Origin of the sequence: Rubidibacter lacunae KORDI 51-2, from assembly GCF_000473895.1 — a bacterium.
Classification (GTDB): Bacteria; Cyanobacteriota; Cyanobacteriia; order Cyanobacteriales; family Rubidibacteraceae; genus Rubidibacter; species Rubidibacter lacunae.
Window position 1 is genome coordinate 1 of sequence record NZ_ASSJ01000044.1, and the last position, 8,754, is coordinate 8,754.

General features: G+C 55.0%; 7 protein-coding genes and 1 pseudogene. 3 read left to right on the forward strand and 5 right to left on the reverse strand.

What is annotated here, in order from left to right:
• Nucleotides 1-156: 156 nt before the first annotated feature.
• Nucleotides 157-417 (forward strand): hypothetical protein, encoded by a 261-nt coding sequence (locus KR51_RS19475; protein WP_156915024.1) that lies wholly within the window; start codon nt 157-159, stop codon nt 415-417.
• A 104-nt stretch (nt 418-521) separates the two neighbouring features.
• On the opposite strand, the pseudogene KR51_RS07690 reads toward KR51_RS19475, so the two are convergent.
• From KR51_RS07690 to dxs, 4 genes and pseudogenes are all read right to left on the reverse strand, one after another.
• Nucleotides 522-902 (reverse strand): annotated as a pseudogene (locus KR51_RS07690) (helix-turn-helix domain-containing protein); the annotation flags it as partial.
• A gap of 253 nt (nt 903-1,155) precedes the next feature.
• Nucleotides 1,156-2,202 carry a phytanoyl-CoA dioxygenase family protein gene (locus tag KR51_RS07695; protein WP_022606487.1) on the reverse strand — a complete coding sequence of 349 codons (1,047 nt, stop codon included), beginning with the start codon at nt 2,200-2,202 and terminating at the stop codon, nt 1,156-1,158.
• A gap of 511 nt (nt 2,203-2,713) precedes the next feature.
• Nucleotides 2,714-3,694, reverse strand: coding sequence for an alpha/beta fold hydrolase (locus KR51_RS07700; protein ID WP_022606488.1), 981 nt, complete (start codon nt 3,692-3,694; stop codon nt 2,714-2,716).
• 198 nt (nt 3,695-3,892) lie between these two features.
• A complete protein-coding gene (gene dxs / locus KR51_RS07705) occupies nt 3,893-5,815 on the reverse strand; it encodes a 1-deoxy-D-xylulose-5-phosphate synthase (protein ID WP_022606489.1) in 1,923 nt (640 codons plus the stop codon).
• 607 nt (nt 5,816-6,422) lie between these two features.
• Between dxs and KR51_RS07710 the strand changes: the two genes are divergently transcribed.
• Complete coding sequence (locus KR51_RS07710; protein WP_022606491.1) at nt 6,423-6,944, forward strand: photosystem I assembly protein Ycf3; 522 nt, start codon at nt 6,423-6,425, stop codon at nt 6,942-6,944.
• Between the two features lie 148 nt (nt 6,945-7,092).
• Nucleotides 7,093-7,389 carry an Asp-tRNA(Asn)/Glu-tRNA(Gln) amidotransferase subunit GatC gene (gene gatC, locus KR51_RS07715; protein ID WP_022606493.1) on the forward strand — a complete coding sequence of 99 codons (297 nt, stop codon included), beginning with the start codon at nt 7,093-7,095 and terminating at the stop codon, nt 7,387-7,389.
• Here gatC and KR51_RS07720 read toward each other — a convergent pair.
• Nucleotides 7,370-7,852 carry a thiol-disulfide oxidoreductase DCC family protein gene (locus tag KR51_RS07720; protein ID WP_022606495.1) on the reverse strand — a complete coding sequence of 161 codons (483 nt, stop codon included), beginning with the start codon at nt 7,850-7,852 and terminating at the stop codon, nt 7,370-7,372. The genes gatC and KR51_RS07720 overlap by 20 nt on opposite strands.
• Between the last annotated feature and the right edge of the window lie 902 nt (nt 7,853-8,754).

The window sequence follows — 8,754 nt, forward strand, 5'->3', positions numbered from 1 at the left end:
GAGTCACATCGCCATCACGTTTCTAGTCATGAATCTGGAGCGCTGGCTCCAGCGCCAGCTCCTTTTGTGGCTTTGGACAAACTGGCTAAGGAGAAAACAGGTCTTGGAGAGATTTCTGAAGGGGGTAGCCGCTCAACTCGTCACCGAGTTAGACGCATGGCTTCCGAGAGTCTCTTGACAGTCACCATCCCTTGGTCCGGCATTTTGACTATCCTTGGGCTCCCTTTCGTCTTTTTCAGCAAGCCCCAGGTACTTCTCGAAACACCGACTGTCGAGATGGCTGAACTCCCAGAAGCAGCTTTCCCCCGTCATCGGCTCCACCGCTCCGTACAACCAGAACGCCTGGAAGCTCCACTGCGCCTACCCCACGGGCTTCACCCCAGGAGCGGTCAGTACCCGCCCGGTCTCGGTGTGTAACCCAAAGCGGCTCTCGTCCTGGCACCAGTAACGCATCCACTCGTAGTCCACCACCGATTCGACCCGGCTCTTCAGTTCCTGGGCAATGCGCTCGGGCAGTTTTTTTAAAACTCATCCACGGCATCGGCGTCTTGCTTGACGTCGACGGGACGCGGCGCCTTCAGCTTCGCCCCGAGGCGGTAGCGCACGGTATCGTGGACGGTGGAATAGGGCAGCTTCAGGTCCCAGACGGCTTCGAGCCAGGTCTGGACTTCCACATAGCTGAAGAAGCCGCGCTCGTTCTGGAGCTCTTGCTGCAATTGGGCGAGGGCATCGCCAGAGATCGCTGGCGGGCGACCGGAGCGCGGCTTGGGCTCGGTGAGGGCGCTCAAGCCGCCGCCGCGGTAGTCCCTGAGCCAGCGCGAGACGGTGACGCGGGTGCGTCCAGGAGGCAGGAGGCTGGCAACCTGGGTTGCTTGGGAAGCATGCCCCTCTTGAGCCAGTAGAGAGCCTGCAGCTTTTCCTTGACTCGGGCATTGGAGGTTGAGAGAAGGAGGGAGCGCAGTTCTTCAGCGGACTCGGCTATATCGATGTGGAGCATTCCCGGCATGATGACTCATCTCGCGAACCTGACACTTACTACTCGTATCACATTTTCCGGATTTGATATGAGATGCTCGAACCCGCTCTTCAACCGCCATATCTCATCGCGCGGCTCAGCAACTACTCATCCAACATGGTGTTTCCATCAGTTCTGACTTAGTGCTTTTCCTTACGGCGCTTGCTTAGAACGAGATCGCGATCGTTGCGCAAGACATACCATTGTTTGTTCTCACTTTGTTGGAGCGTCTTGCGATCGAGTTGTAATTGCTGTAGAGAAGCATAGTGGGCGATGAGACCTGGACGTTCTAATTCAGGGTTCCTAGCCAGCGAGCCCTGATGCACGAGCGAGTGGTGCCAGATCAAAATGTCCCCTCGCTGCCCGACAAACTGTCGCGGTTCGATACCCGAGTGCGCGATCGCATCTTGGTATGCGGGGGTTACAAACGCCTCTGCGTACCGCGGCCAGCCCGGTGTATCTCGCTGCTCGGGCTGTAGATACTCCCAAACCAGTTCGCGTCGCATTGGGGGCCATTTTTGGGAACCTGGAATGTACTCAAATGGGCCGCTTTCGGGGTGAATGGAGTCGAGCGCAATCCAAACAGCGACATATTCGACGTTCGTATAGGCGGGCTTGAGGTAGTAATCTTGATGCCAGGTTCGCTTCGTGGTTTGCAATCCAGACAGCGTAAGAAATAGCCCCATCTCTCGGCCGATCAGCTTCTTCAGTAGCTTCATCAGGGGGGTGTACAGTGCTACCGCGCGCATTTCCGGCACAGCCATGTAAGATCCGCCCCAGACCGAGAACTCGGGATCCTTGATGGCTCGCCGCTTTTCCAGGTACGCCGCAGTCAATGCTTCGGGCACAAATCCCGGCTTGATTAAGACCCCTTCCTCTCGAAACTGCTGACAGTCGAGGTCCGAGTGTCGTGGAACGTCAATTTCTTCGCGATCGATCGGTAGCTTAATTGATTCTGGAATCGGCAAACTCAAATCTTCATAACTGGGCATTCCCGAGCGCGCCGGTCGCCGTAACGCAATCTCGCGGTAAAGACGACATTCTTGCTGAGCGAGTTGGAGCGGACGCTTGAGTGCTAATAACTGGTGGTATTCTTGTCCATCCCGTTGGTGTCGATCCCAACTACGGAAAAGGATGCGACAGAAAGCAGACCAGGATGTTTTAATCCTAAGAATTATTTGCTTCATTTGTTTCAGATTCCTTACAAATTGGTAAGCTTGTCAAGTCGGACAACTGATACTTGAGAGCGAGTGACTGAGGATTTCCCTTCGCTTCAGGATCGATCCCGGAAGAGGGGTCGGAAGCAGCAGATGTCGATTCAAGAAGTCTGAATGAAGTTGCTATCCTGCATAGAAATCTCTGGTTAAGCGTTAAGCAATAGGTGTTTTTGGATCTAGAACCAAATTACCTCACTATGGTTCTCTCATTTTTTTGCAAGCAAGTCTTACGCAGGCTTAAATCGAGTCCGCCCTCACCAACGGGACCGGGATCTTCGAAAGCGCTCTGCCCGCCAGCTGATGGAGTTGTTGCCAAGAGCAGGTGGGTTTCGTGCTCTTAGGTCTGAATCGATTACGATCTTTCCATAGCCCAACCTAACTGGGCTGTCTAAATACCAGCCTCCAAACTCCACCCTGCGTCCTACTTTAGCGAAAAACAAGGTGTTGTACGTTTAGGCTCTACACACTCCACTGACGCTTATCAGAGAGATCGTTTGGCGTATAAATTGGGTTCGGTACGATCGCCATAGCCCGTTGACGTCAGGAATCCGTAAGTTGCTGCAAAAACTTGCTGCGGGCAACAGTTGGCCGCATCGTGACCGCAACCCGGTAAGAGTTGCAATTGTCCGTCAGGTAATCGAGCAACGAGCTTTTCTCCGAACGCAACCGGAAACCAATTGTCACGTTTGCCCCACAATACTAACGTCGGGCAAACTATCTCATTGAGCCTATCCTGCAACTGCGATAGGATATTCGGCTCGCCGTGCTCCAGGCATTGGATCTCGCGATTGGCTTGGAACAGTAGGCGGGCAAAATACGCGATCGCGCCCGGATACTCGACCTGCGGCCGCGTGAGCATGAAAACCTCTTCATCGGACACGCCTTGGGGATTAACCACCACAACTTGGCGGGTTTGCTTGACGCGATCGCACAGCCATGGGTCGAATAAGCAAACCACTCGCAGTCGGTCCACGAGCCATACCAGCGGTAGTGGGATGCTCGCCAGCAATCGCATCCCCTCGCTCGGCAACCGCTCGAGAAACAATGGCACGTTGATCAATACCAGCCGCGAAATCAGTGACGGCTGCGCTAGAGTCGCCGCCAAAGCAACCAAAGCTCCCAGCGACTGCGCGAGCACCGCCACCGGACGATCGCACAGCGCCTCAATGAGTTGTGCGCATTCCATGCCCTGATGGGTGACGTCCGAGTCGAGCGGCTTGTCGGAGCAACCGTGACCGGTGAGGTCGAAGCAGATAACGCGGTAATGCTCCGACAGCGGACCGATTAGTTGCCGATAGCCGTAGCTCCAACCGCCGATTCCGTGCATCAGCAGCAGCGGCGGACCCTCCCCGATTTCGCCCCAAGCCAAACGTAGCGGTCGCCCCGTCGCGCTCTTAACCTCAACCCACTGCCGACCGCGCGGAAAGGTCGCTTGCCACCAATCCAAAGCTGTTGCTGTCATCGGACTCCTCGCCGCCAAAGGTTCTGACGCCAAACATCGCTCGACTTGCTTTTGCAGTTCGCGCTCTTGAATTCACCACCCTCGTCGGGTAAAGGGTGCGACCAGAACAGCGGCAGGGCAGACCGAATGCCAAGGACCTTTAGGAATGCTGCTCTAAGCGGGCGCTCCCGGTCCAGAACGCCGATGGTGCAGCGCGACTTAGCTTGCCGTGGAGAAAGATGCAGGCTGTGCTGCCGAGCTAAAGAACGTTGTTCGAATTTGCTCGGCAATCTGCGAGCCAGTCAAGCCTAGCGAGGCTTTGGCTTCGTCTGGCTTGGCGTGATCCACAAGGCGATCGGGCACACCGAAACGCTTCACGGGTAAAACCACATCGCGATCTAGCAGCTCCTCAGCTACCGCCGACCCAAAACCGCCCATTAGGCAGCCCTCTTCGAGGGTGACAACGCGCCCTATTCGCTGCGCCAGCGGCGCGAGCGTCTCCATGTCCAGTGGCTTAACAAAGCGCGCGTTCACGACCGTTGCCTCGATGCCGTGCTCGCTCAGGATCTCAGCCACTTGCATTGCCGTCGCGACCATCGTTCCGTATCCGATGAGCAACACGTCGTCGCCATTGCGTAGGAGTTCGCTCTTACCGATTTCCAGCGGTTCCCACCCCTCTTCCATCAGCGGTACGCCAATACCATTGCCGCGCGGATAACGCACCGCGATCGGTCCTTCGGTGTAATTGACGCCCGTGACGACCATGCGCTGCAGCTCTGCTTCGTCCTTGGGAGCCATCACGACCATGTTCGGAATACAGCGCAAGTAAGCGATGTCGTACAAGCCTTGGTGCGTCGGACCGTCTGCACCGACGATACCCGCGCGGTCCAAACAGAAAAATACCGGTAGATTCTGGATGCAGACATCGTGCACGACTTGGTCGAAGGCACGCTGCAGGAACGTCGAGTAAATTGCTGCTACCGGTCGCAATCCTTCGCACGCCAAACCAGCCGCTAAGGTTACGGCATGCTGCTCGGCAATACCTACGTCGATGTACTGCTTTGGCAACTTCTGACACAGTTTGTCAAGACCGGTACCCGTCGCCATTGCAGCCGTGATGCCGATGATACGCGGGTCGTTCTCTGCCAGCTTGGTCAGCGTGTGAGCAAAGACCTTGGCATATTTTGGCGGTTTGGGTTTGCTTGACGGAATGGCTTTGCCGGTTGCTAGGTCGAACGGATTCTGCGCGTGGTAGCCGACGCGGTCTTGCTCGGCAATGTCGTAGCCTTTCCCCTTCACCGTGGCAACGTGAACCAATACCGGACCGGGAACCTTGTGGGCTTGTTTGAACGTGGAGATCAACTCTGCCAAGTTGTGTCCGTCGATAGGACCGAAATACTTGAAGCCCAATTCTTCGATCACGGCACCGACCTTGGGCACGGTGAGGCGCTTCATACCCTCTTTGACGCGCTCCATCTCGGGCGTCAGGGTTTCCCCAAAGAACGGCAGGTGCTTGAACTGTTCTTCAAGATTGTCCGAAAGGAACTGGACCGGTGGCGATAGACGCACTTTGTTGAGATAGCGCGAGATGGCACCGACGTTGGGCGAGATCGACATCTCGTTGTCATTGAGGACCACCATCAGGTTCGTGTCTGGCAGGTGTCCGGCGTGGTTGATAGCTTCAAGGGCCATCCCGCCCGTCAATGCACCATCGCCGATCACCGCTACGCATTTGAAGTCTTCACCTTTGGCATCGCGGGCGAGAGCCATACCCAATGCGGCGGAAATACTGGTGGAGGCATGCCCGGCTCCAAAGTGATCGAAACGGTTCTCGCAGCGCTTCAGATAGCCAGCGATGCCGTCTTTCTGACGCAGCGTCTGGAAGCGGTCGTAGCGCCCGGTAATGAGCTTGTGGGGATAGGCTTGGTGGCCGACATCCCAAACAACCTTGTCGCGATCGAGGTCGAGGGTCTGGTACAAGGCTAGGGTAAGCTCGACAACCCCCAAGCCAGGTCCGAGGTGCCCGCCACTGGTAGCAACAGTTTGCAGGTGCTTCTCGCGGATTTGGCGAGCGATCGCCTCCAGTTGACGCAGGGATAGCCCGTGAAGCTGGTTGGGATGAATGATTTCGCTAATGTGCATGTGTTGCTTGGACTCTGGAATGCTACGTTGCGTCTGGTTCGCACTCTGGCTCACACTTTAAACGATCTGATACCGCTCATAACTGCAGCTAATGACAGAAGTGGCTGCGCGATCGCCAAGCGGGTTGACTCCGTCAACAGGGAGCATTGGCTGTGCTGAGTTCTCCGGTCGGGTACCCAACGTGCCGAATTCTCAAAGTATAGAGGAGCAATCGCTATCGAGAAGTTCTTCTGCAACGAAGTTTGACCGATGGTGCAGGGGTCGTCGGTAACATGTCCATCTGAGCGACTGACTAGTCTCTTGCTAATATCAGTTGAGGAGCTGCTTCTGACACGTGGAAGTCTGCAACATCAGTTAGTCAGTACATCCATTCTAAAACTTTTCCTGACTAACCTTGCCAGTAGCCTGACTCGGTTGTCGTTAAATATTTAGGATGCTGAGCGGGCTTTCGCTACTCCCTGTCCGTGTCTTCTTTAAGGCATTGATGAAAGACTATCGAATCAATATCGAATCAATACTCAACCCAGGCGCTTGCGGTCGTACCAGCAACTAACGAGCTACAGTATGTGTTGATTGTTCGCGATCGCTTTTCTGAGGAGCGCAGACGATGCCACGCAGCCAGCGCAACGACAATTTTATTGACAAGTCCTTCACGGTCATGGCCGACATCATCCTCAAGTTGTTGCCAACCCAGCAGAAGGCTAAAGAGGCGTTTGCTTACTATCGCGACGGGATGGCGGCCCAGTCGGACGGTGAATATGCTGAAGCGCTCGACAACTACTACGCCGCACTCGAACTTGAGGAAGATCCGAACGATCGTAGCTTTATCCTTTACAACATCGGGCTAATCCACACCAGTAACGGCGATCGCGAGGAAGCGCTCGGTTATTATCGCCAGGCACTGGAACTCAACGCGCGGATGCCCCAGGCACTGAACAACATCGCTGTAATCTTGCACTACCAGGGCGAGCACGCTAAAGAAGTCGGAGAAGAAGACGAAGCTGAGGCGCTGTTTGACGAAGCTGCAGATTATTGGAAGCAAGCTATCCGCCTTGCACCGAACAACTACATCGAAGCGCAAAACTGGCTGAAGACCAGCGGGCGATCTGATATGGATGTATATTTTTAGGGCCGTGGTGACTCGGCCCGGCTAGCACCCTCAACACCAGTAAACCGCTAGCGTCACTGGGGCTCGAGTTTGAGATACTACACTCGTCGGCTGTGCGGTTACCCGACCGATGTTGCAGCTTTCCTTCCACAGCTTGAGTCATTGTGCCATGTTAGATTCCGAACAAGTCCGGCAAGTTGCCAATCTCGCGCGGATGGACATTTCAGAGGACGATGAAGTGCAATTCGTCCAGCAACTCGGTAAAATTTTGGGCTACTTCGAACAACTCGGCGAACTCAACACCGAGGACCTTCCGCCAACGGCTCGACCGATTGAGGTCAGCAACATTACCCGCAGCGACGAAACCCAACCCTACAGCGATCGCGAGGTATTGCTTGCCCGCGCGCCGGAGCCTGACGGCGACTTTTTCCGCGTTCCGCAAATTCTTAACGCAGACGAGGGCTAGTCGGTTCGGCTTCGCGCGCGCTTGTCCGATCTCTCGCACTTGCACTGCCGTCACGAGCACAACCGATCGCATAAAGAGAACGGTAGATGCGATCGCGCCGGCCGAACCAATGGTAGCGGTTGTCCCGCAGCCGTTCGTAGAAGCGATCGCCGAGCCACTTCAGCCCCGGTAGTAGGCGATAGTTTGAAATCGCAGGCACTGCAGCTGGAAACTGGCGGACGATCTCTTCGGCGGCGTCACTGCCCTGCCAGCGGCAATCGGGTTTGTCGGCGTCGATGAGAAGCATGCCGAGCTTACAATCGGCTGCCGTGATGCCAAACTGCGCGAGCGTATCCGCATCCTGCATCGGGATGTAGTCGAAGGTGGTTCCGCGATCCAGCCGTTCTAGCTGTCGAACGAAGCCGACGCACAGGTTGCACGTGCCGTCGTAGATGACGTGATAGTTAGCAGTGGATTTTGGCATTAGCGATCTAGGGCGTCTAAGGGGCACCTCGAAAAGTTGCCGGATTGTGGCGTGCCAGCGGCTGAAATGCCCATACTAACGTGCCGACCTTCGGTCTCGAGTAAATTAATCGAAGTACCCTAAACACTATCGACTCTGGTGTGCTTCGATGAGATTTTGCAACAACCTGACGATCGAAATTTAATTGAGACGCGATCCCATTCAGCTGCTTCTGTAATGCATAGAGTTGCGTTTCGATTCCCTGCAGACGGTTGCCCTGCGTAATTCAACATTGGACTTGCTGAGATTTACAAGCTGCTCCTTTTTTTGTTGCAGGTTCTTCTTAGCCTTTGTAGCAATTCCCTTAAAGCTGCCGATGCCCTTTCGTGGATAGCGCACCATCCCGATCGCCTGAAGCGCTACGGGGTCGCTTGTTTGCATCCTGTAAGGCTTAGTAACATCCTAGGCGAGCAGTTGCTCGTCATTGCTGGGAAGCACTTCAATTTCGGTTCCTTCGATCGTGAGTGTCCCTTGGCTGCCTAAGCTATGCGGCTAAAATTTAGCCTCGATCCCTGCTCCAGTCAACTATTACTCGCAAAATCGAGCTGGGCTTCTATAGTCTCGGTGAAACCATCAAAGGAAATTATTTGTGAAATACCACCTTTGTATGCCATCGACAATGACGATAGTTCGCGAGCAATTGTATTAACTCTTCCGAGTGGCCTCATTGCGCTGTGTCAGTCGCTCCCCTGCCATAGCCTCGATCGAGGCACATCGTTAGTCTTGCCCTTGCTCGAGCAGCCCTGGCGTAGCACCAGCAGTTAGCAAACAAGCCATCTGAATTAGGAGGTCGGTCTTCTCTGCCACGGGTGCAGCATCAGGTAGGAGTGCTCTTAAATTTTGAGAACGACCCAGGAGTGACC